Annotated in this window: 23 protein-coding genes; 9 read left to right on the top strand and 14 right to left on the bottom strand. The window is 62.0% G+C overall.

Annotated features, from left to right (window positions below):
- Positions 1-103 precede the first annotated feature (103 nt).
- Positions 104-1,093: a hypothetical protein gene (locus B0G81_RS21900; RefSeq protein WP_134138322.1), complete on the top strand. Its 990-nt coding sequence runs from the start codon at positions 104-106 to the stop codon at positions 1,091-1,093.
- A 29-nt stretch (positions 1,094-1,122) separates the two neighbouring features.
- On the top strand, positions 1,123-1,377 hold the full coding sequence (locus tag B0G81_RS21905; RefSeq protein WP_134138323.1) for a PAAR domain-containing protein: 255 nt from the start codon (positions 1,123-1,125) through the stop codon (positions 1,375-1,377).
- A gap of 158 nt (positions 1,378-1,535) precedes the next feature.
- Here B0G81_RS21905 and B0G81_RS21910 read toward each other — a convergent pair whose 3' ends face one another.
- The 7 genes from B0G81_RS21910 to B0G81_RS21940 form a co-directional block, all read right to left on the bottom strand.
- The gene (locus B0G81_RS21910; RefSeq protein ID WP_134138324.1) at positions 1,536-2,273 is read right to left on the bottom strand and encodes an SDR family oxidoreductase; all 738 of its coding nucleotides are present in this window, start codon (positions 2,271-2,273) and stop codon (positions 1,536-1,538) included.
- Positions 2,270-3,814 carry an FGGY-family carbohydrate kinase gene (locus B0G81_RS21915; RefSeq protein ID WP_134138325.1) on the bottom strand — a complete coding sequence of 515 codons (1,545 nt, stop codon included), beginning with the start codon at positions 3,812-3,814 and terminating at the stop codon, positions 2,270-2,272. Before B0G81_RS21915 ends, B0G81_RS21910 begins: the two co-directional genes overlap by 4 nt.
- 46 nt (positions 3,815-3,860) lie before the next feature.
- Positions 3,861-4,958: an alcohol dehydrogenase catalytic domain-containing protein gene (locus B0G81_RS21920; protein ID WP_106284122.1), complete on the bottom strand. Its 1,098-nt coding sequence runs from the start codon at positions 4,956-4,958 to the stop codon at positions 3,861-3,863.
- A gap of 37 nt (positions 4,959-4,995) precedes the next feature.
- Entirely contained in the window at positions 4,996-6,003 is a 1,008-nt protein-coding gene (locus B0G81_RS21925) for an ABC transporter permease (protein WP_116139307.1), read from the bottom strand.
- Positions 5,990-7,510 carry a sugar ABC transporter ATP-binding protein gene (locus B0G81_RS21930; protein WP_134138326.1) on the bottom strand — a complete coding sequence of 507 codons (1,521 nt, stop codon included), beginning with the start codon at positions 7,508-7,510 and terminating at the stop codon, positions 5,990-5,992. Before B0G81_RS21930 ends, B0G81_RS21925 begins: the two co-directional genes overlap by 14 nt.
- A gap of 61 nt (positions 7,511-7,571) precedes the next feature.
- The gene (locus B0G81_RS21935) at positions 7,572-8,525 is read right to left on the bottom strand and encodes an ABC transporter substrate-binding protein (RefSeq protein ID WP_116118198.1); all 954 of its coding nucleotides are present in this window, start codon (positions 8,523-8,525) and stop codon (positions 7,572-7,574) included.
- Between the two features lie 113 nt (positions 8,526-8,638).
- Positions 8,639-9,619, bottom strand: a complete 981-nt coding sequence (locus tag B0G81_RS21940; protein WP_134138327.1) for an AraC family transcriptional regulator — start codon at positions 9,617-9,619, stop codon at positions 8,639-8,641.
- 384 nt (positions 9,620-10,003) lie between these two features.
- Here B0G81_RS21940 and dalD point away from each other — a divergent pair, with 384 nt between their 5' ends.
- From dalD to B0G81_RS21955, 3 genes are all read left to right on the top strand, one after another.
- Positions 10,004-11,416 carry a D-arabinitol 4-dehydrogenase gene (gene dalD, locus B0G81_RS21945; RefSeq protein ID WP_116118200.1) on the top strand — a complete coding sequence of 471 codons (1,413 nt, stop codon included), beginning with the start codon at positions 10,004-10,006 and terminating at the stop codon, positions 11,414-11,416.
- 156 nt (positions 11,417-11,572) lie between these two features.
- The gene (gene xylB / locus B0G81_RS21950) at positions 11,573-13,054 is read left to right on the top strand and encodes a xylulokinase (protein WP_134138328.1); all 1,482 of its coding nucleotides are present in this window, start codon (positions 11,573-11,575) and stop codon (positions 13,052-13,054) included.
- A gap of 90 nt (positions 13,055-13,144) precedes the next feature.
- Positions 13,145-14,092 (top strand): sugar-binding transcriptional regulator, encoded by a 948-nt coding sequence (locus B0G81_RS21955; protein ID WP_134138329.1) that lies wholly within the window; start codon positions 13,145-13,147, stop codon positions 14,090-14,092.
- A 25-nt stretch (positions 14,093-14,117) separates the two neighbouring features.
- Here the strand turns inward: B0G81_RS21955 and B0G81_RS21960 are convergent, their stop codons facing one another.
- The 7 genes from B0G81_RS21960 to B0G81_RS21990 form a co-directional block, all read right to left on the bottom strand.
- A complete protein-coding gene (locus tag B0G81_RS21960; RefSeq protein ID WP_106284114.1) occupies positions 14,118-14,414 on the bottom strand; it encodes a DUF1330 domain-containing protein in 297 nt (98 codons plus the stop codon).
- 57 nt (positions 14,415-14,471) lie between these two features.
- Positions 14,472-15,581 (bottom strand): sn-glycerol-3-phosphate ABC transporter ATP-binding protein UgpC, encoded by a 1,110-nt coding sequence (gene ugpC / locus B0G81_RS21965; RefSeq protein ID WP_116118202.1) that lies wholly within the window; start codon positions 15,579-15,581, stop codon positions 14,472-14,474.
- Between the two features lie 106 nt (positions 15,582-15,687).
- Positions 15,688-16,401 (bottom strand): HAD family phosphatase, encoded by a 714-nt coding sequence (locus tag B0G81_RS21970; RefSeq protein WP_116118203.1) that lies wholly within the window; start codon positions 16,399-16,401, stop codon positions 15,688-15,690.
- On the bottom strand, positions 16,398-17,231 hold the full coding sequence (locus B0G81_RS21975) for a carbohydrate ABC transporter permease (protein WP_085966707.1): 834 nt from the start codon (positions 17,229-17,231) through the stop codon (positions 16,398-16,400). Before B0G81_RS21975 ends, B0G81_RS21970 begins: the two co-directional genes overlap by 4 nt.
- Positions 17,232-17,272: 41 nt before the next feature.
- Entirely contained in the window at positions 17,273-18,208 is a 936-nt protein-coding gene (locus B0G81_RS21980) for a sugar ABC transporter permease (RefSeq protein WP_106284110.1), read from the bottom strand.
- Between the two features lie 150 nt (positions 18,209-18,358).
- On the bottom strand, positions 18,359-19,681 hold the full coding sequence (locus tag B0G81_RS21985; protein WP_106284109.1) for a sugar ABC transporter substrate-binding protein: 1,323 nt from the start codon (positions 19,679-19,681) through the stop codon (positions 18,359-18,361).
- Positions 19,682-19,753: 72 nt separating this feature from the next.
- The gene (locus B0G81_RS21990; protein WP_134138330.1) at positions 19,754-20,536 is read right to left on the bottom strand and encodes an L-iditol 2-dehydrogenase; all 783 of its coding nucleotides are present in this window, start codon (positions 20,534-20,536) and stop codon (positions 19,754-19,756) included.
- A gap of 331 nt (positions 20,537-20,867) precedes the next feature.
- Here B0G81_RS21990 and B0G81_RS21995 point away from each other — a divergent pair, with 331 nt between their 5' ends.
- The 4 genes from B0G81_RS21995 (at position 20,868) to B0G81_RS22010 (ending at position 24,105) form a co-directional block, all read left to right on the top strand.
- A complete protein-coding gene (locus B0G81_RS21995; protein WP_134138331.1) occupies positions 20,868-21,362 on the top strand; it encodes a Fur family transcriptional regulator in 495 nt (164 codons plus the stop codon).
- A 61-nt stretch (positions 21,363-21,423) separates the two neighbouring features.
- Positions 21,424-22,392 carry a metal ABC transporter solute-binding protein gene (locus tag B0G81_RS22000; RefSeq protein WP_134138332.1) on the top strand — a complete coding sequence of 323 codons (969 nt, stop codon included), beginning with the start codon at positions 21,424-21,426 and terminating at the stop codon, positions 22,390-22,392.
- A complete protein-coding gene (locus B0G81_RS22005) occupies positions 22,389-23,330 on the top strand; it encodes an ABC transporter ATP-binding protein (RefSeq protein WP_134138333.1) in 942 nt (313 codons plus the stop codon). Before B0G81_RS22000 ends, B0G81_RS22005 begins: the two co-directional genes overlap by 4 nt.
- The gene (locus B0G81_RS22010; RefSeq protein ID WP_134138334.1) at positions 23,323-24,105 is read left to right on the top strand and encodes a metal ABC transporter permease; all 783 of its coding nucleotides are present in this window, start codon (positions 23,323-23,325) and stop codon (positions 24,103-24,105) included. The genes B0G81_RS22005 and B0G81_RS22010 overlap by 8 nt, the downstream gene beginning before the upstream one ends.
- Positions 24,106-24,140: the final 35 nt, after the last annotated feature.

Consider the following 24,140-nt stretch of genomic DNA (forward strand, 5'->3'; position numbering starts at 1 on the left):
CAGAGGATTTTGATCTCGACAGTGGGTTAAGCTACAATATTCTGTTGGAAATGATAAAAACCATCCAATTCAACGAAGATTAGCTCGCGAACAGACAATATATATGAAGTTTCTAGTGTCGCGTTATTTTTCAAGATCATCGCCATTATTTTCGCTTGACAATAGAATCCCTTTGGTGATCCTCTCTATTAAAATTTCGGTGGCTATTATTTTCATCGGCTGGCTGCCTGGCGTTAGAGCGGCAGGCGATTTGGATATTCCATCTCTAAGTCAGTTCTCTCCGGCGTATGTATCTACGCAGATTCTACTTTCGCCGTGTTACGACGTTTCCGTCGAAAGCGACATTGAGGTTCAGCGCATGGTGCGGGAAGCCCGCGAACGATATCCGAAGGGAACCTGCACAGACGTTCGGATTCCCCCTTTGATTTTCAAGGCGAGTTTCTTGCAGTACGCGTCAATTGCTGCTTCAGACGATCCAGAATCGTTATTTCGAGCGGTCCAGACACAGAATGCTAAACTGGCATCTTGCAAAAACAGGACTTGCTTGAAGACAACTCTACAAAAGATAATAGTAAAACTCGAACCAGTATATCGAAATTCCAAGCCTTCGCTGGAAAATACAGGAGGTGACACATGCAAAATAAAGAAAGCGATTGATATCAATACGGCCGCTGGTCTGATTCGGAACTCGCGTGCAATTATAAAAAACATCAAGGATCAATGCGGCGCAAGCGGCATATCGGTAAGCATATGTGCTAACAGGCACGAAAACTTACTTTTTGCGGATTGCAATATTGATATGGAGTCCACTCAGGTAAATTCCCCGTCCTGGATATTCAGATTGTCGTCAAAATCGACCGCCACCCAGCTTTTACACGTTGACGACGGTCCCTTCGATCAAAAACGACATTGGTGTAACGGACTTCCTGATCTCAAAACCGAAGCCCGAGGAGACATGGGGAGCAGCAATATCGCCATCTACCGTTTCGATGGGAAACGGTATCGCACTCATTTCTCATATATTTCAGAAAATATTGGAGACAAATGGCGAATTGCGAGATACCCGGTTTTTCAGAAAATTATTTGCCGTTGATCCATTGCAGGTATCTCATATAGGTTTTTATGCGCCCCATCGCTCTCGTAGGTCATCTTCATTCCTGCCCTATGCACGGGTTCGGCACTGTCATCAGCGGTGCAAGTGGCCTGACGGTCAACGGCCGTGCTGTCGCCCGGATAGGCGATCAAACAAGCTGCGGCGCGGTCATCGTTACTGGCTCGGCCTCCACGTTCGGCGGCGCGGGTGTCGCCCGCAAGGGCGATATGACTAGCCACGGCGGCACACTGATCGAAGGCGACGATAGCTGGATGCTCGATTGAGTCGTTGACCCTGAATCAGGCCGACCGTGATTGGCCGGCTAACCGAGTATCGAGCGGAATGCACCAACAGGATGAATCCAATGCCCCCCGCTTGCGCACGGCCGGCCCACAAATTCCCCCCAAGTGCTCCCCAACAAATACCGCACGATCAAAAGAACTCACCTAGCGGTATACCCCCCATCAACAGCCAAACAAACCCCGCTAATCATAGAAGCAGCACCACTCAACAAGAACAAAATAGTCGCAGCAACCTCAGCAGACTCAGCAAACCGCTGCAACGGAATAGCCTTAAGCGCCGGATCCCGCTTAACCGGATCACTCCAAGCCAGCACCGCCATAGGCGTCAACGTAACCGTAGGATTCACACTATTAACCCGAATCCCGAACGGCCCCAACTCAACACACAAAGCCCTGGTAACAGCATCAAGCGCAGCCTTGGAGGCCGAATAACTCAAATGATCATCCAACGCCACCAGCGCAGCCTGACTGGAAACATTAACGATACTGCCACCGCGCTGAGCATCGATCATCCCTCGTGCCACATGCTTGGCCACCAGCACCGCGCCCCGCGCATTCACCGCCATCACACGATCGAAACTCTCACCCGTCGTATCGACAGCACGCTCGAGCAACGCAATCCCGGCACAATTCACGAGCCCATCGAACGTATCGAGCGAACCAAACGCATCATCGATAGCCGCCTCATCGCTCACATCGAGCGTCAACGGCTCGCAACCCGTTTCCTCCGCCAACCGCGCAAGCTCCTTCACATTGCGCGCGGCAGCCACCACATTCGCGCCCGACGCGCACAACGCCTCAACCGTCGCACGCCCGATCCCGCTCGAAGCCCCGGTAACCAGTACCGACTTGCCAGAGAAATCAAAAGTAGCATTCATGATGTCTGCAACCGATGCATGATCGGCTTCAACGCCGGATACAAATCCGTATAAACGCCGAAGCGTTGCTCGTATAACGCCATTCGTTGTGCGTTCGGCTCCGCGCGTTCAACCAGCGTGACCCATCCGCGCCGCGCCTCTTCACGCGACACCAGCCCGACACCGACGCCCGCCAGCAACGCCGCCCCCATCGCCGCCTCCACGTCCTGCTCGATGGTATAGACCGGATACCCGGTAACGTCCGCGATAATCTGCATCCACAAATCCGAATGCGCGGCGCCGCCCACCACGATCAGTTTGTCATCCAGTGACTGCGCGCCTTTGCGCCCCGCCTCGATGTTGTGCTTCAGCGCAAACGTGACGCCTTCCAGCACGGCGCGGTACAAATGAACCCGCGTATGAAACAGGCTCAGTCCGATAAACGCTCCGCTCGCCTTGGCATCCCACACCGGGCTGCGCTCGCCCATCAGATACGGCAGGAACATCACGCCATCCGAACCAGCTGGCACTTTCTCTGCCGACTCTTCCAGCAAGCGATGCGGATCGCCATGCGGCGTCGCACGCGCGGCCTCGATCTCCGCGTGACAGAACTGCTCGCGATACCAGCTCACCGACGCGCCCGCGGTAATCGCCCCGCCGAACACATAAATATCGCGTTGCCCGTCGAACACATGCGGCATGCTGATCAACCCATGCCGCGCGTCGACGCTCTGGTTGATGTAGCCCCAGCACATGCTGGTGCCGATCATCGCGACATGCTGGCCGGCGCGCGTGACGCCGGCCGCGAATGTCGCCATCGCCGCGTCCACGCCGCCCGCGACGATCGCCGTGCCCGCTTCGAGGCCTAACTGCTCGACCCACTGCGACAGCAAGCCGCCCACCACCTCCGACGATTCGACCAGCCGCTCCGGCATCATCGTCGCGGGAATGCCGAGCATGTCGAGCGCTTCGTCGGACCAGTCGCGTTTGCCAATGTCGTAGATGCCGCCGATATTGCCCGCCGAACTATGATCGACCGCCACCTCGCCAGTCAGCATGTAGATCACGTACGCATTCGGCGGCAGGAAGTAGCGCGTATGCGACCACACGTCCGGCTCGTGATCGCGCAGCCACAGCATCTTCGTGTAGCCGTAGTAACTATCCACGCCGTTGCCCGTGATCGTGTAGAGCCGTTCGAGGTCGACGTTATTGCGCACCCATTCGACCTGCTCGGTGGCGCGCCGATCCATCCAGATCAGACAAGGATAAAGCGGCCGCATCTCGCTATCCACCGGAATGCCGGAGCCGCCATACAGGCTGCTCACGCACACGGCTTTGATCGACTTCGCCGCGACGCCCGCCTGCTTCGCTTTAGCCACGCACGCGGCGATGCACTCCACCACCGCCTTCAACCAGACCGCAGGCCATTGTTCCGCCCACAGCGGCTTGGGCGTATCCGGCTGATAGCTCGACGCATGCTGCGCGACGATCGCGCCGTGCTGATCGACCAGCAGCGCCTTGGTGCTCTGCGTGCCGATATCGACGCCGATGACGTAGTCCATACAGTCTCCGTTTATATGCCGCTCGTACTCCGACCGGGTTCGACGCTCAGGCGCGCGGCTTCAGCAACACCTTGATCGAATCGAGCGAGTTGGCGATCTTGATCGCCTCGTCCCATTCTTCCAGCGAAAAGCCGTGCGTGACAATGCCTTTCGATGTAACCAGCCCGCGCGCCAGCAGATCGATCGCGATCGGATAACAGTACGGGCCGAGGTGCGCGCCGCGCACGTCGAGTTCTTTCCGATCGCCGATCACGGACCAGTCCAGCGTCGTATCCGCGCCGAACACCGAAAACTCGACGAACCGCCCAAGCTTGCGAATCAGGTCCATGCCCTGATTCACGCCGATCGGCGCGCCGGTGGTTTCAATATACACATCGCAGCCGTAACCGTCCGTGAGCGAGTGGATAATCGCCAGCGCATCGTCCTGTTTCGGGTTGATCGTCACGTCGGCGCCGTATTCGCGGGCGAGTGCGAGGCGCTCTTCGACCAGATCGATCACCACCAGTTTCTTCGGTGTTTTCAGATGCGCCACTTGCGTCATCATCAGACCAAGCGGGCCGGCCCCGGCGATCACCACCACGTCGTCGAGTTGCACTTCTCCGCGGTTGACCGTGTGGATCGCGCAGGCGAGCGGTTCGATGATCGCGGCGTCTTCCAGCGAAATGCCGTCGGGAATCTTGTGAACAATCGCCGTCGGCGGAATACGCATGTATTCGGCCATGCCGCCATCGGCGACTTCCCGCTGGAAGCCGAAGATGTTGTGCACCTCGCACATCCAGTACTGACCTGATTTGCAATAGCGGCATTTGCCGCACGGCACGATCTGCTCGGCGATCACGCGGTCGCCCATTTTCACGCCGAAGTGATCGGCCGCGCCCTCACCGATTTCTTCCACGAAACCGAAGAACTCATGGCCCGGAATCACCGGCGCCTTGACCCAGGGACTTGGGCCGCCCCAAAACATCTTCGCGCCGGAATGACATTTGCAGTCGCTCGCGCAAATACCACACGCGGCAATGCGGATCACCAGTTCGTGCGCGCCCGCGCGAGGCTTCGACACCTGTTCGACGCGATAGTCTTTCGGTGCATGACAGACGATAGCTGTCATGTTCTGCTGGTCGTGGTCTGTGGATTGAGTCGTCATCGCATGGTCCTGCTTAAAAGTGGAAGTCGTTGAAGAGTTACTTTCTGCGGTCGCGGCTGATGTAAATCGCGAGCAAAATGATTCCGCCCTTGATCACGTTCTGCACATAAGGATTCACGCCGACCATGTTCAGGCCGTTATTCAGCACGCCGAGCAGCAACGCGCCGATCAGCGTGCCGATAATGGAGCCTCGCCCGCCGGAGATCGACGTGCCGCCCATCACCACGGCGGCAATGGCGTCGAGTTCGAAGCCGACGCCGGCGTTCGGCTGGCCGCTCATCAAACGCGCGGTCAGAACAATGGCGGCGAAGGCGGACGTCAAACCCGCAATCGTGTAGACGATCAGCTTCACGCGCGCCACACGCACGCCGGACAGACGCGTCGCCTGTTCGTTACCGCCGATCGCATAGACATAGCGGCCGAACGGCATGCGCTCCAGCAGTACCCACGCGATCACGTAGATCACAGCCATGATCACAACCGGCGCCTGCACGCCGAGAATCTTGCCGCTGCCGAAGAAACTGACCCAATCGGGCAAGCCGTCGATCGGATAGCCGCCCGTGTAGATCAACGCGAGGCCACGCGCAATGCCCATCGTCGCGAGCGTGACGATGATCGGCGGCATGCCGGCGAACGCTACGAAGAAACCGTTCGCCGCGCCAAAGCCCAATCCCACCGCGACACCGATCGCAAGCGCGGCCACTGCGTTCATACCGGCCACCATCAGCCCGGCGGCGAGCGTGCCCGCCAGCGCCATGACCGAACCCACTGAGAGATCGATGCCGCCGGTCAGGATCACGCACGTCATCCCCACGGCGATGATCGCGTTGATCGATACCTGGCGCAGCACGTTCTCGATGTTCGCTCCGGAGAGGAAGCTGTCGCTCGCGAACACCATCACGATGCACACCACGAGCAAGCCGATGAACGGATAGAACAGCGTCGAGCGTTTCAGGGCGGCCCACGTGAAACGCACCGGCGCTCCCGGCGTATCGCTGCTGACAGTGGATGTCTTGGGTGAAGAAGAAGGATTAGGCGTGTTCATGTGTTGCTCCACGAGAGCCGGCAGTTGCATAGGTCATCACGGCGTTCGAGTCGATCGCGTCGCCTTCGAGCATCGCTTCGATGCGGCCCTGCCGGAACACGGCGACGCGGTCGCACATGCCGACGATCTCCGGCAGTTCGGACGAGATCATGATGATCGAGTAGCCCCGCGCGGTGAGTTCGCGCATCAGCAGATAGATTTCGGCTTTGGCGCCGACGTCGATGCCGCGCGTCGGTTCGTCGAAGATCAGGATGTTGGTGTGATGATTCAGCCAGCGCGCGATTACCACTTTCTGCTGATTGCCCCCGGAGAGCGTCGCGACCTCGGTATGCATGCTCGGTGCTTTGACGCCCACGCGCTTCATGATGTCGGCGGTCGCGCGCGCTTCGCTGCGCTGGTCGATGAAGAAGCGCATCGAGCGATACTTGCCGAGGTTGTTGATCGAGATGTTCTGCTTGATCGAGAAGTCGGTGATCAGGCCTTCGGTCTTGCGGCTCTCCGGCAGAATGCCGACGCCGGCGCGCAACGCATCGGCGGGATCGGACAGCTTTGCCGCCGTACCGTTGATGCGAATCTCCTTCACGTAAGCCGGGTCCGCGCCGATCGCGGCGAGCGCGGTTTCCGTGCGCCCCGAGCCGACCAGTCCCGCGAAGCCGAGAATCTCGCCTTCACGCAGCGTAAAGCTCAAAACCGGGCTGTCCTTGAGCAACTGCAGTTTGTCGACTTCGAGCACGAGCTTCGCATCGGCACGCAGCGGCGGCTTCGGCGGAAAGCTGTTTTCGATGCGGCGCCCCACCATCATTTCCACGAGATGTCCCACGTCGGATTGCGCGACCTCCGTCATGCCGACGTACTGGCCATCGCGCAGCACGGTAATGCGGTCGCACACTTCGAAAATCTCTTCGAGGTGATGCGAGATGAAAATCATCGCGACGCCCTGCTGTTTCAGCTCCCGCATGATGGCGAACAGATGCTCGGCTTCGGCGGGCGTGAGCGTGGCGGTGGGCTCGTCCAGAATCAGAATGCGCGCCTCCAGCGAAAGCGCCTTGCCAATCTCGACGAACTGCTGTTGCGCCACCGAGAGTTCGCGAATCGGCACCGACAGATCGATCGTCACGCCGAGCCGCTGGAAAATCGCCGCCGCCCCGCGCCGCATCTTGCCGCGTTCGAGCAAGCCCAAACCGCTCTTCAGTTCGCGGCCGAGAAACATGTTCTCCACGGCGTTCAGATACGGAATCAGGCTGAACTCCTGAAACACGATACCGACGCCGGCAGCCACCGCATCGTGATAGTTGGCGAAATGACGCGCCTCGCCTTCGATCGTGATCGTGCCTTCATCGGGCTGATAAATGCCGCACAGGATTTTCATCAGCGTCGATTTACCCGCGCCGTTTTCGCCGAGCAAAGCGTGAATCTCGCCGCGCGCGATTTCCAGGTGAATGCCTTGCAACGCCTTCACGCCGGGAAAACTTTTGGTGATGTTGTCGAGCTTGAGTATCGTGTCCATCGGGTCCTCCTCTGCTGTCCGTTGCCGCGCTTGCCGCTCGGCGCGGCAACGGACATTCGGCTTACCAGCTGAAGCCCTTGGCATTGCTCTTGTCGATCATCTTTACGTCGACCGGAATGGTCTTCGGCACATTGGCGCCCCACTTCTTCGCGAGCGCGATGCCGAGTGCAATGCGCACCTGGTCAGCCGGGAATTGCGCGGACGTTTCGACGAACTTCGAGTTCGGTTTCTGGATCGCGGCGATCGCTTCCGGCGCGCCGTCGACGCTGGTCAGCTTGATGTCCTTGCCCGACGATTCGATCGCCGAGAGCGCGCCCATCGAGCCGCCGTCGTTCACGCTGAACACGCCCTTCAGGTTCGGATGTGCCTGAATCATGTTCTCGGTGACGGACAGCGCGGTGGCGCGTTCCTGCTTGCCGTTCTGCGTATCCACGAGCTTCACGCCCGGCGCTTTCGCGAGCGCCGCCTTGCAGCCGCGCACGCGTTCGAGAATCGGCACGACTGGAATGCCGTCGAGAATCGCCACTTCGCCGCTGCCGCCAATCGACTTCGCCAGATACTCGCAAGCCATTTCGCCGGCGTCGTAGTTCTTTGAGCCGACGAACGAATCGACCGGGCCGTTGGCGTTCGCATCCACGGCGACCACCACCACGCCCGCCTTCTTTGCCGAAGTCACCGCCGACTGGATGCCGGTCGAGTCAGTCGGATTCACGAGCAGGATGTCGATCTTCTTCTGCAACATGTCTTCCACGTCGCTGACCTGCTTGCTGACATCGTGGTGTGCGTCCGTGACGACCACCGTCGCGCCGATCGAAGCCGCCGCATCGTTCAGCGCTTTTTGCATCGTCACGAAGTACGGATTGTTCAGCTCCTGAAACGTCATGCCGATTTTCAGCGGCGCGGCCTGCGCGGCCGGCGCGGCGATCAACGACAGGCCGAAGGCGAGCGTCGCCAGTGCCGCCGTGCTGCGTGCGAAAGTCTTCAACGAAGTCGGTTTCGAAAGGGATTGCGTCATGGTTGTCTCCATTATTAAAAGTGAGCACGTCCCTCACGCTGCCGTGAGGCAGCGCGATACGTGTTGAAACGCAGGTGAAGTAAAACGCTTTGGCGGGAAGCCTGGGCCTGGGACTACGTCGGTGGATAAGCGGCGGCGGCCCTGCGCGGCGAACCTGGCGCGAGCACGATGGCGGGCGCGTCGTCGATGCCTACACCGCGTGCCGCGGCTTCTTCGGAGGCGTCGCGGCTCGCGTCGTTCAGTTGCTGATAGTGGCGGAATTTTGAAGGCGCCATGCCCTTCACCGCGAGAAACTGCCGGTTGAAATTCGACAGATTGTTAAAGCCCGCCTTGAAACAGATATCGGTGACGCTCAGATCGTCGTCGGTAAGCAGTTGGCACGCGAGGTTGATGCGCATGCGGTTTACGTACTGCACGAACGGCAAGCCCGTATGGCGGCGGAAATATCGCGAGAACGCGCTGACGCTCTGGCCCGCAAGCTGCGCCAGGTCCGACTCGCGCAATTCGTTTGCGAGGTTTTTGCCGATATACGAGAGCACGTGATTGATGCGCGTCGACGCGAAACTGGTCGGGTCGGCCTGATAAGCGGGGCTCGCAAGCTTCTCGCGGTCCTCGGCGTTCATCAAAATTTCGAGCATCGACATGAACAGAACCAGACGGCGCAGTCCGCGCGCCGCCAGCAATTCGAGGAATAACGGCTGGATCGCCGCGCTCGTTTGCGCGCCGAACGAGATGCCGCGGCGCGAATCGGCAAGCAGCGCTTCGACCTGCCGCCACTCCGGAAAACTGTCGATGCAGCTCGATACGAACTCCTGCCCGAACTGCACGACCAGATTGCGCTGTGCAATCGTCTCGCCTTCCGGCACGTCGCTTACCCAGTTATGCGGCAGGTTCGGCCCCATCAACACGAGGTTGCCAGGCGTGTAGCTGCTGATGTGGTCGCCGACGAACATCTTGCCGGTCGTCGCCACGATCAGATGAATTTCGTATTCCGGATGAAAGTGCCAGCGCACCGTACGGTACGGATAGCCGTGCGACCATACTTTGAACGATTCGTCACGACGTACGGCCACGAGTTCGAGATCGGGTTGCACTGTCTGTCTCCATGAAGCGGCCACTTGAGGCGCCGCTGGTCTTTCGTCTTGTATAGCAAAAGTAGTCTTCTCGCGCGTGATCCACCACTAAAAATGAGACCGCGGACCAATACTTTTTTGCATTCGGGTTAGTCCTGGCCCGCTCAATGTCAAATTTGATGCAATGCAATACGCGCCGCAACTCGCCGCCACCACGCCGCGGCGCATCGCAAGTCACGCCGAAAAGCCCTGCGGCGCGGCGCTGCGCCACAAAAAACCGCATCCGGTCGCCTTGACTTTCGTTTCGCCGGGTACGATCATTCGCTCACATACAGAGCAAATGCTCCACCTAGAGAAGAAACGCACGCTACGAGCGGTGCGAGCAAGGACATTCAGGAGACGCACATGAACAGCGGGCAAGACAGCGGCGCGGCCGCACACGTGATCCTCCACATCGGGGCGGGATCGTTTCATCGCGCGCATCAGGCGTGGTATCTCCATCGGTTGAACGAGGCCAAGGTGCCTGGCGAGCCGCACTGGTCGCTCACGGTCGGCAATATCCGCAGCGATATGAACGCGGTGCTCGAAGCGCTCGCCGCGCAAAACGGCGTCTATACGCTCGAGACCGTCACGCCCCAAGGCGAGCGCGCGTACGAGACGATTCGCTCGATCGAGCGCGTCGTACCGTGGACCGAAAGCCTCGACGCGCTGATCGAAGCAGGCGCCGATCCGGCCTGCAAGATCATTGCGTTCACGGTCACCGAAGGCGGCTATTACCTCGACGAGCAGGACGAGCTCGACACCGCCAACCCCGATCTCGCGGCCGACCTCAAAGGCGGCCACACCACCATCTACGGCGCGCTGGCCGCGATTCTCGACGCGCGCATGAAAGGCGGCGCGGGCCCCGTCACGCTGCAGACGTGCGACAACCTGCGCAGCAACGGCGAGCGCTTCCATGCCGGCATGAGCGAGTTTCTCGAACGGCGCGGCGCGATCGAACTGGCGCAATGGTTCGACGACAACACCGCCAGTCCAAGCTCGATGGTCGACCGCATCACGCCGCGCCCCACGCCGGACGTGCGTGAACGCGTCAAGGCGGCGACCGGTGTCGACGACGCCGCTCCGGTGATGGGCGAAGCCTTCATCCAATGGGTGATCGAAGACAACTTCATCGCGGGACGGCCGGCATGGGAAAAGGTCGGCGCGGAACTGGTCGACTCGGTGATGCCGTATGAAGAGGCGAAGATCCGCATTCTCAACGCGACGCATAGCTGCATCGCGTGGGCGGGTACGCTGGTCGGGCTGAACTACATTCACGAAGGCACGCTCGACGCGGACATCAACAAATTCGCCTACGAATACGTGACCGAAGACGTGATTCCGTGCCTCACACCGAGTCCGCTCGATCTCGAACGCTATCGCGATGTCGTGCTCGAACGCTTCAGCAATCCGTATATCCAGGACACGAACCAGCGCGTCGCGGCAGACGGCTTTTCAAAGCTGCCGGGCTTCATCGCGCCGACGTTGTCGGAGTGCTTCGAGCGCGGCGTCACGCCCGCGGCGACGGCCATGCTGCCGGCGCTGTTCTTCCGTTTTCTCGATCGCTGGAACGCGGGCGAGTTGCCCTACGCGTACCAGGACGGCGTGATGGATGAGCGCGTCGCGCGGGCCTTCTTCGAGGCGCCCGATCCATTGAAAGCGTTCGCCGCCGACCGGCTGCTGTGGGGCGGCATGGCGCAAACGCCGGAGCTGGAATCGGCGCTGGAAGGCGCCCTGGCGCGCGTCGACGTATGGCTCGCCAAACGCGGCGCGGTTTGAACGCCTGACTTGATGATTCAGAAGCGCCGCGCACCGCGCGGCATCGAAGCGCGCGGGTGCCACGCCAAGCCAGGCTTAGCCAGGCTTAATGCGCATGGCACCGCGCGCCATGTGCGGCTAAAGTAGAGCATCTCCAACGACGAAGGTTCCGCGCCCATGTATCTCGGCATCGACCTCGGCACGTCCGAAGTGAAAGTCCTGCTGCTCGCCTCCGACGGACGCGTGATCGGCACCGCAGGCTCACCGTTTACCGTTTCGCGTCCGCATCAGCGCTGGGCCGAGCAGAATCCCGAAGATTGGTGGGCCGGCACGCGCACCGCGCTTGCAGCATTGCGCGCGAAGTATCCCGACGAGTTCGCGCAGATTCGCGGCATCGGCCTGTCGGGCCAGATGCACGGCGCCGTGCTGCTGGATGCGCAGGACCGCGTGCTGCGTCCCGCGATCCTGTGGAACGACATGCGCAGCGACAAGGAGTGCGCGGAGCTGACCGAGCGCGCGCCGGAGTTGCACAGCGTGGCCGGCAATCTCGCCATGCCCGGTTTCACCGCGCCGAAGCTGCTGTGGGTCGCGCGTCACGAGCCCGAGATTTTTGCGCAGACCGCCTGCGTGTTACTGCCGAAGGATTACTTGCGCCTGCAACTGACCGGCGGCAAGGTGTCCGATCCGTCCGATGCGGCCGGCACGCTGTGGCTCGATGTCGCCAAACGCGACTGGTCAGACTCGCTGCTCGCGGCCTGCAACATGACGCGCGCGCAAATGCCGAGCCTCGCCGAAGGCAGCGAGCCGTCCGGCACGCTGCTGCCCTCGGTCGCGCGTGAATTCGGCCTGAGCGACGGCGTGATCGTCGCGGCCGGCGGCGGCGACAACGCCACCAGCGCGATCGGCATCGGCGCGACGCAACCCGGCGACGGCTTCGTCTCGCTCGGCACGTCGGGCGTGCTGTGCGTGGTCGGCGACAGCTTCCGGCCGAATCCGGCTTCCGCCGTGCACGCGTTCTGTCACGCGATTCCGGATCGCTGGCATCAGATGAGCGTGGTGCTCTCCGCCGCGAGTTGCCTGCGCTGGGTCTGCAAGCTCACCTCCACCGACGAGCCGACTCTACTCGCCGAAATCGAGGCGCTGCCCGCAGACGCGTTGAACACCGCACCGCTCTTCCTGCCCTATCTGTCAGGCGAACGTACGCCGCACAACGACCCGTACGCGCAAGGCGTGTTTTTCGGCATGACGCATGCAACGGATCGCGCATTGCTCGGCTACGCGGTGCTCGAAGGCGTCACGCTCGCGCTCACCGACGGCCTCGACGCGCTGCGCGCGGCCGGCACCGAAGCGAAGGCGCTGTCCCTGCTCGGCGGCGGCGCCCGCAGCGACTACTGGGCCCAGTTGCTCGCCGACGCACTCGACACCGCCACGCGCAAGCACGGCGGCGGCGAAACCGGCGCGGCGCTCGGCGCGGCACGCCTCGGCTGGCTGGCCGCCGGTGGCGATCCGGCCACCGTGCTGACCAAGCCGCCTATCGCCAGGGAGTTCACGCCGAACCCGCGCCGCCATGCCGAACTGCGCACGCGGCTCGAAGCCTATCGCGCGCTTTACCGCCACGTACGGCCGCTGTTCGACCCCGCGCGGCAACCGCTTGCCTGACCGGCTATCCGCAGCCGGTTTCCGCGCCAGGGTTGGTTGAAGCGCGCAGACCGGCTGCTATCATCGGCGCACTTCAAGCGAACCGTCACCGTGCCCAAGTCCACAGAAAAATTAGATCTCGCTACCCGCGCTGCGTGGCTCTACTACGTTGCCGGCAATACCCAGAATGAAATCGCTGAGAAGCTGCAGGTGTCGCGCCCGGTCGCGCAACGGCTCGTTGCTTTCGCGGTGGAAAAAAATCTGATTCGTGTGCGCGTCGATCACAAGCTGGCTGACTGCCTCGCACTCGCCGATCAACTGTCGAAACGCTACGGTCTGAGCATGTGCGAAGTGGTGCCGATCGACAGCGATACGTCCGAGGAAGTCGACCGCAAACTGGCAGTCGCCGGCGCGCAGGTGATGGAGCGCTATCTCGGCGAGGAAAAACCGATGGTAGTCGCCGTAAGCAGCGGCCGCACGCTGAAGGCCGCCGTCGATCAGATCGCGCAACTGGACCGTCCGCAGCACCGGCTGGTGTCGATGGTCGGGGCGATCGCCCAGGACGGCTCCTCGAACCGCTATGACGTCGCGCTGCACATTTCGGAGAAGACGGGCGGCAAGCATTTTCTGCTGCCCGCCCCGCTGCTCGCCGATAGTGAAGCGGAGCGCGCGCAGTGGTGCAATCACCGTTTGTATCGGATCGTCGAGTCGTTGTCGGCGCAGGCCGATGTGGCGTTTGTCGGCATCGGCAATATTGGGCCGAAATGTCCGCTGCACGAAGACGGCTTCATTACGTCGGCCGAAGTGAAGGAGTTGATGCAGAACGGCGCGGTGGCGGAGATGCTCGGACTGCCTATCGACGCTGCGGGCGCGCACGTCGAATCGCCGACCGGCCGGCGCGTGACAAGCATCGCGCTCGACTCGCCGCCGCAGCGCCCGACCATCGGCTTCGCTGGCGGTCAGCGCAAGCGTGAAGCGTTAATCGCAGTGCTCAAAGGCGGCTGGCTATCGGGCCTCGTGACCGACGAATCATGCGCGAGAGCCGCGCTCGAGGCGTAAGCGGACGGCCTGCGGCAATGCCGCGCTACATCGCCGTCAGCCCTTCGGTGATGATGATCCGGTATTCCCCGCCCTGCAGACGCGTCTCGCTGACGGCCTGATACTCCGGGCTGCGATACCAGGCAATCGCTTCGTCGTAGCTGGCGAATTCGAGGATCAGAATTTCGTCGATCGGCGGACCTTCCACCACTTCCTTGCGGCCGTGGCTCGCCAGCATCATCACCGGATGTTGCTCGAAGGTTGCAGGCGCAACCTGTTTGTATTCATCCAGCTTCGCGGGGTCGAGCGTTTTCTCGCGCGTAATGACAACGTAGGCGGCCATGAACGTTTCCGGAGCGTGATTGAACGGAAAGCGGCGCGCCCGCCGCTTTCCCAATCGTTACGCGGCCAGCACTTCGACGATCTTACGCTGGAATGCTTTCCCCGCGCTGTCGAACAGGTGGCAGTGTTCCGGCGTGGCACCGAGTTTTTGCGTCTCACCCTTGGTATGACGTTCGAGCGGCGGAATGCGCGCGATCAGTCCGTCCGGCGCGACGCTCGATTCCGCGTACAGATACGCGGCGTCACCGAGCGATTCGATCGCCATGGTTCGGGCCGAGATGCCGTCTTCGGCCATGCCCACGTGCAGGTGCTCGGGGCGAATGCCGACGGTCACCTTGTCGCCCTGCTTCACCGCGGCCGGTTCCACTGCGACGCGCTGGGTCTCGCCGGTCTCGTAGCGCACCGTGACGCCGTCGTGCGTAACCGATTGCACCACGCCTTCCATGAAATTCATCTTCGGCGAACCGATGAATCCCGCGACGAAACGGTTGGCCGGCGCGTGATACAGCATGGTCGGGCTGCCGACCTGCTCCAGATTGCCCGCCGACAGCACCACGATCTTGTCCGCCAGCGTCATGGCCTCGACCTGATCGTGCGTCACGTAGATCATCGTGGTCTTCAGTTCGTCATGCAGACGCGCGAATTCGAGGCGCATTTTTACGCGCAAGGCGGCGTCGAGATTCGACAGCGGTTCGTCGAACAGGAACACCTTCGGCTTGCGCGTAATCGCGCGGCCGATCGCCACGCGCTGACGCTGGCCGCCGGACAACTGCTTCGGCTTGCGATCGAGCAGATGGTCAATGTGCAGGATCTTCGCTGCGTTGCGCACTGCCGCGTCGATTTCCGGCTTCTTGGTGCCGGCGAGTTTCAGGCCGAACGCCATGTTGTCGTATAGCGTCATGTGCGGATACAGCGCGTACGACTGGAACACCATCGCGATGCCGCGCTTGGCGGGCGCCACGTCGTTCACACGCATGCCGTCGATGGTCAGATCGCCGCCGCTGATATCTTCGAGGCCGGCGATCATCCGCATCAGCGTCGATTTACCGCAACCGCTCGGGCCCACGAACACGACGAACTCGCCGTCCGCGATATCGAGGTTGATGTCGCGCATCACTTCGTTTTCGTCGTACGCCTTCCTGATGTTGCGCAGAGTTACGCTTGCCATGATGTGTCTCCGTGTAATGCTGTGTGTTGCTTGTCCGATGTTTCGGTTGCCTGAGTTGTTTGCGACGCTCAGGCGGCTGCATTTGATTCGCTTTCGATGCCGCTGCTTATGGCGCGGCCGCCGTTGCACTCAGCGTCCATTGCGCGACCAGTTCCGGCAACTGCTGCATGTCGTCGAAGACGTGACGCGCGCCGGCCGCATGCAGCTTGTCGATCTGCGCATCGCTCGCATGACCGCCGCCGATGAAGCCGAGCACTGTCATGCCCGCCGCCGTGGCCGCGGTCACGCCGGTGACGCTGTCCTCCACCACGAGGCACGCCGAAGGCGCGAGTCCGAGGCCCTTGGCCGCCGCCAGATAAACGTCGGGCGCGGGCTTCGGATTCGGCACCGCGTCGGCGCAGAACAGGCGGTCGCCGAAAAATCTCACGAGACCTGTGCGCGTCAGCACCGTTTCCACATACGGGCGAAAGCTGTTGCTCGCGCAGCCTTTGGTGAGCGGCACCTGAGCCAGCGCGGCTTCGATGCCTTCGACCGTCGGCGCCTGCATCGCCGCCGCTTCCACTGCCTGGCGGATCGAATCGATATCCTCGACACTGAGGCTCTTGCCGAGCTGCGCCGCGGTGCCTTGCAGCACTTTCTCGATGCGCAGCCCAAGCAGCGGCATCACGACCGGTTCGACGTCGGTGTCGGGCCAGCGGGCTTCGAGTTCGTGCACCAGCATGCGCGCCGCCACGGCTTCACTGTCGATCAGCACGCCGTCGCAATCGCAGATCAGCGCGAAATTGCCGGCGAGCGTGCTTCCACTCGTGCCTGCCGTCATTTGACCGCCCCGAAGGTAAGGCCGCGCACCAGTTGCTTCTGCGACAGCCAGCCGACGATCAGGATCGGCGCGACCGCCAGCAGCGAAGCGGCGGACAGCTTGGCCCAGAAGAGGCCTTCAGGACTCGAATACGAAGCAATGAACACGGTCAACGGCGCGGCATTCGAACTCGACAGGTTGATGCTCCAGAACGCCTCGTTCCACGACAGGATCACGAGCAGCAGCGCCGTCGAGGCGAGACCCGGCAGCGACATCGGCATCAGCAGATAGACGATTTCCTGCCACGTCGCGGCGCCGTCGATCCGTCCGGCTTCGAGAATGTCGCGCGGAATTTCAGCGAAGTACGTGAAGGACATCCACACTGCGATCGGCAAATTGATCAGCGTGTAGACGATCACGAGACCCGACACCGAATCCAGCAGCCCGCTGTTTTTCCACAGCAGATAGATCGGCACCAGCACGCCGACCGACGGCATCATCTTGGTCGACAGCATCCACAGCAGCACCTTCTGCGTGCGGCGGGTCGGGAAGAACGCCATCGCATACGCGGCCGGCACGGCGAGAATCAGGCACAGAATCGTCACGCCTGCGGAGATCAGTATCGAATTCCACGCGAACGAAAAGTAATTGCTGCGCGCGAACACCTCGCGGAAGCTGTCGAGCGTCGGAATGAAAAACAGCGACGACGCATAGGCTTGCTGCTCCGTCTTGAACGCGGTGATCGTCATCCAGAAGATCGGAAAGAACAGCAGCAGGGCGACGAGCCAGGCGATCACGCCAGGAATGCCGCGGCGGATCGCGGCGAACGGCGACTTCGCCGGCACCGTCATGGCAGTCGTCGGGTTCGACACCGGGGTAGAGGCAACTTGGCTCATTTTTCGTACTCCCCTTTCAGGTTCTTCGCGAGCATCCGCACGAGGAAGAACGACACGATATTGGCCAGCACGACAGCGAGAATGCCGCCCGCCGACGCGAGACCCACGTCGAACTGTTGCAGGCCCAGCGAATAGATCAGGTACGACAGGTTGGTGGTCGCGGTGCCCGGACCGCCGCCCGTGGTCGTATAGATTTCGGCGAAAATCGACAGCAGGAAAATCGTCTCCATCATCACCACCACCGCGATCGCCCGTTTCAGGTGAGGCAGCGTGATATAGAAGAACATCGAGAACGGCCCCGCGCCGTCGATGCGCGCCGCCTCCTTCTGCTCCTGATCGAGCGACTGGATCGCCGTGAACAGAATCAGGAAAGCAAACGGCAACCACTGCCACGCGACAATCATGATCACGGCTGTCAGCGGATATTCCGCGAACCAGTCGATCGGCGTCATGCCCATGGCGCGCATGCCCTGCGCGATCAGGCCATACACCGGATGCAGAATCATGTTCTTCCAGATCAGCGCGCTCACGGTCGGCATCACGAAGAATGGCGCAATGGCGAGCAACCGCGCGACGCCCTGGCCGTAGAACTTGCGGTCAAACAGGATCGCCATCAGCACGCCGCCCACCACCGTGATCACGAGGACCGAGATGATCAGTTCGAGCGTGTGGCCGATCGAAGGGCCGAACGACGGATCGCTGGCAAGGTATTTATAGTTGTCGAAACCCGCGAAGCCTTTCAGATCCGGATTCAACAGGTTGTAGCGCGAGAACGAAAACCAGATCGTCATCGCGAGCGGAATCGCCATCCACAGCACGAGCACCGCGACCGAAGGCGTGACTAGCCAGCGGGCGGAATTGGCTTTGCGGATTTCGCGTTCTTTTTCTGTCTGGGGATGGGCATGCATGATAGGTAGGCGCAGAGGACGCATGATTGACCACCTGTGGTAATGCGCGGACCGCCGCCCGAAGCCGCGACGACACCCTGCGATGTCGCGGCGCACGTGTGGCGGCAAGGCCCGCTGTGCCGCGTAAGCCGGCTGACTGGCGTCAGCCGGCGCGTGCCACGTAACGACCGTGGCTTACTTCTGGTAGCCGGCCTGCTTCACCGCGCGATCCGCGGTGGCGTTGCCGGCCGCCAGCGCCTGATCGATCGTCATCTGACCGGCAATCGCGCCGGAGATGCTCTGACCGACCACGGTGCCGAACGACTGGAACTCAGGAATCCCGACGAACTGCACACCGGTGTACGGCACCGGCTTGAGCGTCGGGTGCTCCGGATCCGCCGTTTCGATTGCCTTCAGCACGAAGTCGCCGAACGGTGCTGCCTGCTTGTACTCAGGGCGCGCGTAGGTGGATTTACGTGTTCCCGGCGGCACCGAAGCCCAGCCTTCGTCCTTCGCGACCAGTTCGATGTATTGCTTCGACGTGGCCCACGTGATGAACTTCTTGGCCGAGTCAGCCTGCTTCGACGACTTCGGAATCGCCAGCGCCCAGGCCCACAGCCAATGCGAACCCTTCGGCGTGACCGCGACCGGCGCCGCGGCGAAACCGACCTTGTCGGCGATCTGCGATTGCTGCTTGTTGTAAAGCATGCCGGCTGCCACCGTGGCGTCGATCCACATGCCGCACTTGCCAGAGGACATCAGCGTGAGGTTCTCGTTGAAGCCATTCGAACTCGCTCCCGGAGGGCCGTCCTTCTTCAGCAGATCGACGTAGAAGGTCATCGCCTTCTTCCATTCCGGCGAGGTGAGCTGCGCGTTCCACTTCTCGTCGAACCAGCGGCCTCCGAAGGTGTTCACCACCGTCGTGCCGTAGGCCATGTTCTCGCCCCAGCCCGCCTTGCCGCGCAGGCAGATGCCGTAAACGCCGTTGGCTTTGTCGGTGAGCTTGTCGGCGAACTGCTTGATCTGGTCGTAAGTCGGCTGGTCGGGCATCTTCAGGCCGGCCTTCTCGAACAGGTCCTTGCGGTAATACGTCATCGAGCTTTCGACGTAGAACGGCAGCGCGTACAACTGGCCGCCGCTCGAGAGGCCATCGCGGGCCGTCTTCACGACGTCGTTCAGATCGTAATCAGCGGGCAGATTCGTGAGCGGCGTGAGCCAGCCGCGCTTGCCCCATTGCGGCGTTTCGTATGCGCCGATCGTCATCACGTCGAACTGGCCGCTGCCGGTCGTGATGTCGGTGGTAGCGCGCTGACGCAGCACGTTTTCTTCGAGAATCACCCAGTTCAGCTTGATGTCCGGATTCGCCTTTTCGAATTCGGGCGAGAGCTTCTTCAGCTCGATCATGTCCGGATTGTTCAGCGTGGCGATCGTTACCGTCGCCGCCGACGCGCTCAATGCAAAGCATGCGACTGCGCCGGCACTGACCGCCTTTAGCGTGGATTTGAGGGCTGGCTTCATGTGTTGTCTCCTTTCTCGTACGTTATGTAGTGCAGCGTTTGTTCTACGAAATTGACGATGAACGGCGCGGACTCAGCTCATCCAGTTGCCGCCGTCGACGTTCAGGGTTTGCGCGGTGATGTAGTCGGCGTCCGCCGACGCGAGGAACAGGGCGGCGCCGGTCAGATCGTCCGGCACGCCCATGCGGCCGAGCGGCACCGCTTCGCCGACAAGCCGTTTCTTCTCGCCGAGCGGGCGGTTTTCATAGCGGGCGAAGAGCGCATCGACTTCGTTCCACATCGGCGTATCGACGACACCCGGCGCGATGCCGTTCACATTGATCTTGTGCGGCGCAAGCGCCAATGCCGCGGATTGCGTGTAGCTGAGCACCGCCGCCTTGGTCGCGCAATAGTGCGACACGAGCGCCTCGCCGCGCCGTCCGGCTTGCGACGACATATTGATGATCTTGCCGCCGCGGCCCTGCTCGACCATCTTTTGCGCCACGGCCTGCATGAGGAAGAACATGCCCTTCACGTTGACCGCGAAGAGACGGTCGAATACGTCCCAGGATTCGTCGAGGATCGGGCGCATGTCGAAGAGCGCCGCGTTGTTGAAGAGAATGTCGATTTGCCCGAAGCGCTCCAGCGCGCTCGCCACGATGCGCTGGATATCGTCGCGGCGTGTGACGTCGGCGCGCACCGTCAGCACGCGATCGCCATGGGTCGCACGCAGCGAGTCGCCGAAACTGTCGGCCGGCTTCACGTCGACCAGCACGCAGCGCGCGCCTTCGTCCAGATATCGCCGCGCCACGGCTTCACCGATTCCGCTTGCCGCGCCCGTCAGAATGGCCACCTTGTCCTGCAATCGTGCCGCCACTGCTCGTCTCCGGTTCGTTTCGCTTCTTGAGGCGCGGTGAGCGAACGCTCATCACGCGAACAATTGCTCTGTTAGTGATCGAATGATCGGATACGCACCGGGCCATGTCAAGGCGCCCGAGCAGATTTCGATGGTGCAGCGCGGCAGGACGCCGGCACCCCTTTCCTGCTCCGATCAACACTAGTACGAGAACTCGCAGTCAGCCAATCTGCTTTCCATGCGGCCATGCTGACAACATTTCGAGATACGTTATATCATTGCGACCTCGCTTCGCTTTGAAGCTATTTAGTTGCGATTTCGCCCGATTGCCATTTCGTAGGAGCCTCCGCCGATGGCCACGTCGACTGCAGAACACCATGCCGTGCGCCTCGCGCATGCCGAAGCGCATGCCGCCTTGCACGGGCTCGCGCTGACGCCGCTGCGTCGTCAGGTGTATGCGGCGATCGTCGCGAGCGAGCGGCCGATCGGCGCTTATGAACTGCTCGATGCGCTCGAACCGGAACGCGGCCGTGTGCCGCCCACGACCGTGTATCGCGCGCTGGACTTTTTGCTCGCGCATGGCTTCGTGCATCGGATCGAATCGAAGAACGCGTTCGTGGCCTGCTGCGAAGTCGGCGTGCCGCATCGCAGCCAGTTTCTGATGTGCGACGGCTGCGGCGCCACCGTCGAAATTCCCGGCGACGACCTCGCTGAACAGTTGTCGCATAGCGCGCCGGCCCATGGCTTCGAAGTGCATCGGCAGGTGGTCGAACTGAGCGGTCTATGCGCGCTATGTGCTCGCGCGGCGCGGCCTGGCGGTGCTTCGTCCGACACAAAGCCGGCCTAGAGCCGGCGCGCTTTTCCTAATGTCAGTGATCCATTCAACCCTCACGCAGCAGGACACAACAATGAAGAAATTCGGCCCGATGTTGAACGGCGCGCAGCGTGCGCTGAAACTGTCGAAGTACGTCGCGGTAAGCGCCGCCGTGGTCGCGTTCGGCCACGCCGCGATGGCCGCGGACGCCAAAATCCCGGTGGTCGCGGCGGAGAATTTTTACGGCGACGTGGTGCAGCAACTCGGCGGCGATCGCGTCGACGTGACGAGCATCCTCAGCAATCCGGAGCAGGACCCGCATCTGTTCGAAGCGAGCCCGAAGACGGCGCGCGCGCTGCAGCATGCGAGCCTTGTGGTCTACAACGGCGCCGACTACGATCCGTGGATGGCAAAATTGCTGGCGGCGTCGAAGGGCGCGAAGCGCGTGACGATCGTCGCGGCCGATCTCGTCGGCAAGAAAGGCGGCGACAATCCGCACCTCTGGTACGACCCGGCGACCATGCCGAAAGTGGCGCGCGCGGTAAGCGAGGCGCTGGTCGCGGCTGACCCGGCGCACAAGTCGGCGTACGATGCGAACCTCGCGAAGTTTCTCGATTCGCTGAAACCAGTCGACGCCAAAGTCGCCGAACTGCATGGCCGCTACGCCGGGGTGCCGGTCACGGCGACCGAACCGGTGTTCGGCTACATGTCCGACGCCGTGGGCCTGACCATGCGCAACCTGCGCTTCCAGCTCGCCACGATGAACGACACCGAAGCCAGCGCGGCCGATATCGCCGCGTTCGAACGCGACCTGCGCGAGAAGCGCGTCCGTGTTCTGATCTATAACAGCCAGGCAACCGAGGCCCTGACCAAACGCATGTTGAAGCTCGCGCAGCAATCGAAGGTGCCGACCATGAGCGTCACCGAGACCGAACCGGCCGGCAAGACCTATCAGACGTGGATGCTGACGCAGCTCGACGCGCTGGGCACGGCGCTGGCCTCGGGCGATGCGAACGGCGCAAATGCGGCTGCGGCTTCAGGCGCGAAAGGAAAAACCCAATGACCCAGACTGGCCGCGGCGCGCCAGCGCGCGTGCCCAGCAGCGCGCCCGTGCTCGAACTCGAACGCGTGACGCTCGAACTCGGCGACCGCACGATTCTGCGCGACACCGGCTTCGTGGTGAACCAGGGCGAATTCATCGGCGTGCTCGGACCCAACGGCGCGGGTAAGACCACGCTGATGCGCGCGGTCCTCGGCCTCGTGCCTGCCGCTCAAGGCGCGATCCGCGTGCTGGGACAACCGGTCGAACGCGGCAATTCGTCGATCGGCTATATGCCGCAGACGCGCAGCGCGCTCGCCGGACGCCGCGTGCGCGGCCGCGATTTCGTCGCGATGGCCGCCGACGGCCATCGCTGGGGCTTGCCGCATGCGGACGCGGCCACTCGCGCCGATGTCGAACGTGTGCTGGATCTGGTGGGCGGCCGCAAGCTGGCCGAGCGGCCGTTGTCGGAACTGTCGGGCGGCGAGCGTCAGCGGCTGTTGCTCGCGCAGTGCCTGCTCGGCAACCCGAAACTGTTGCTGCTTGACGAGCCGTTGATCAGCCTCGACCCGCATCATCAAAAGAGCGTGGTCGAACTGGTGCGGCGCGTGCAACAGGAACTCGGCATCGCCGTGCTGTTTTCGGCGCATGAACTGAACCCGCTGCTTCACGCGCTCGATCGCGTGCTGTATCTCGGCAGCGGCGTGGCGGCGCTCGGCACCGTCGACGAAGTGATCACGCGGCCGGTCCTGTCGCGCCTCTACGGCTCGCCGATCGACGTGATGCGCGTGAATGGCCGCATCTTCGTGATGTCCGGCGACGTCGAAGTGGAAAAGCACGATCACGAGCACGAACACGACGAGAACGGCGGCCACGGCCACTCGCATTCCCATTCGCATGGCCACGCGCACGGCCACTCACATCAGCACGACTCACGCGACGGACACAAGCACGATGTTTGAATACGATTTCATGGTGAACGCATTCGCGGCGTCGGGGATCGTCGCGGTGCTGGCCGGCGTGGTGGGCTATTTTCTGGTGATGCGCGGACAGACCTTCGCGGGCCACGCGCTCTCGCACGTCGGCTTCACCGGCGCGACCGGCGCGGTGCTGATCGGCGTCTCGCCGATCTGGGGGATGATCGGCTTCACGCTGGCGGCGGGCGTCGGCATGGGCGCGCTCGGCGAACGCCTCGCCGGGCGCGATGTGGCCATCGGCGTGATCCTCTCGCTGTCGCTCGGTTTCGGCTTGCTGTTTCTGCACTTCTTCACCGCGTACGCGACTCAGGTCACGGCGCTGCTGTTCGGCAATGTGCTCGGCGTGAATGCATCGACGCTCGGCGTGCTGGCGGGCCTAGGTGTCGTGAGTTTGCTGGCGCTCGCGGCGATCATGCGGCCGCTGCTGTTCGCTTCGTTGCAGCCGGAACTGGCCGAAGCCAAGGGCGTGTCGTTGCGCCTCGTGTCCGTGCTATTTCTCGCGATCGCGGCGCTCGCCGTGGCGGCGTGCACGCAGATTGTCGGCGTGCTGCTGGTGTTCACGCTGATGGTCGGCCCGGCCGCCGCCGCGCAAAACATGACGACGCGGCTTTCAGCGGGCCTCGTGCTCGCCGCGGTGTTCGCGCTGCTGCAGGCGTGGCTCGGTCTGACACTCGCGTTCTATACCGATTGGCCGACGAGCTTCTGGATCACCGTGCTGTCGGCGATGGTGTACGGCGGGAGTTTGTTGAGACGGCATTGAGTCTTCAGGGACGATGGCGGCGTCGCATCTGCCTA

The sequence above is a fragment of the Paraburkholderia sp. BL6665CI2N2 genome (assembly GCF_004366535.1).
GTDB lineage: Bacteria > Pseudomonadota > Gammaproteobacteria > Burkholderiales > Burkholderiaceae > Paraburkholderia.

Coding starts and splice junctions, on each gene's coding strand:
- ugpC (WP_116118202.1), bottom strand. CDS start 15,581: ATGGCAAGCGTAACTCTGCGCAACATCAGGAAGGCGTACGACGAAAAC.
- B0G81_RS21935 (WP_116118198.1), bottom strand. CDS start 8,525: ATGACGCAATCCCTTTCGAAACCGACTTCGTTGAAGACTTTCGCACGC.
- B0G81_RS21920 (WP_106284122.1), bottom strand. CDS start 4,958: ATGACGACTCAATCCACAGACCACGACCAGCAGAACATGACAGCTATC.
- B0G81_RS22010 (WP_134138334.1), top strand. CDS start 23,323: ATGTTTGAATACGATTTCATGGTGAACGCATTCGCGGCGTCGGGGATC.
- dalD (WP_116118200.1), top strand. CDS start 10,004: ATGAACAGCGGGCAAGACAGCGGCGCGGCCGCACACGTGATCCTCCAC.
- B0G81_RS21925 (WP_116139307.1), bottom strand. CDS start 6,003: ATGAACACGCCTAATCCTTCTTCTTCACCCAAGACATCCACTGTCAGC.
- B0G81_RS21970 (WP_116118203.1), bottom strand. CDS start 16,401: ATGACGGCAGGCACGAGTGGAAGCACGCTCGCCGGCAATTTCGCGCTG.
- B0G81_RS21900 (WP_134138322.1), top strand. CDS start 104: ATGAAGTTTCTAGTGTCGCGTTATTTTTCAAGATCATCGCCATTATTT.
- B0G81_RS21930 (WP_134138326.1), bottom strand. CDS start 7,510: ATGGACACGATACTCAAGCTCGACAACATCACCAAAAGTTTTCCCGGC.
- B0G81_RS21975 (WP_085966707.1), bottom strand. CDS start 17,231: ATGACGGTGCCGGCGAAGTCGCCGTTCGCCGCGATCCGCCGCGGCATT.
- B0G81_RS22005 (WP_134138333.1), top strand. CDS start 22,389: ATGACCCAGACTGGCCGCGGCGCGCCAGCGCGCGTGCCCAGCAGCGCG.
- B0G81_RS21995 (WP_134138331.1), top strand. CDS start 20,868: ATGGCCACGTCGACTGCAGAACACCATGCCGTGCGCCTCGCGCATGCC.
- B0G81_RS21915 (WP_134138325.1), bottom strand. CDS start 3,814: ATGGACTACGTCATCGGCGTCGATATCGGCACGCAGAGCACCAAGGCG.
- B0G81_RS21985 (WP_106284109.1), bottom strand. CDS start 19,681: ATGAAGCCAGCCCTCAAATCCACGCTAAAGGCGGTCAGTGCCGGCGCA.
- B0G81_RS21905 (WP_134138323.1), top strand. CDS start 1,123: ATGCGCCCCATCGCTCTCGTAGGTCATCTTCATTCCTGCCCTATGCAC.
- B0G81_RS21980 (WP_106284110.1), bottom strand. CDS start 18,208: ATGCGTCCTCTGCGCCTACCTATCATGCATGCCCATCCCCAGACAGAA.
- B0G81_RS21960 (WP_106284114.1), bottom strand. CDS start 14,414: ATGGCCGCCTACGTTGTCATTACGCGCGAGAAAACGCTCGACCCCGCG.
- xylB (WP_134138328.1), top strand. CDS start 11,573: ATGTATCTCGGCATCGACCTCGGCACGTCCGAAGTGAAAGTCCTGCTG.
- B0G81_RS22000 (WP_134138332.1), top strand. CDS start 21,424: ATGAAGAAATTCGGCCCGATGTTGAACGGCGCGCAGCGTGCGCTGAAA.
- B0G81_RS21910 (WP_134138324.1), bottom strand. CDS start 2,273: ATGAATGCTACTTTTGATTTCTCTGGCAAGTCGGTACTGGTTACCGGG.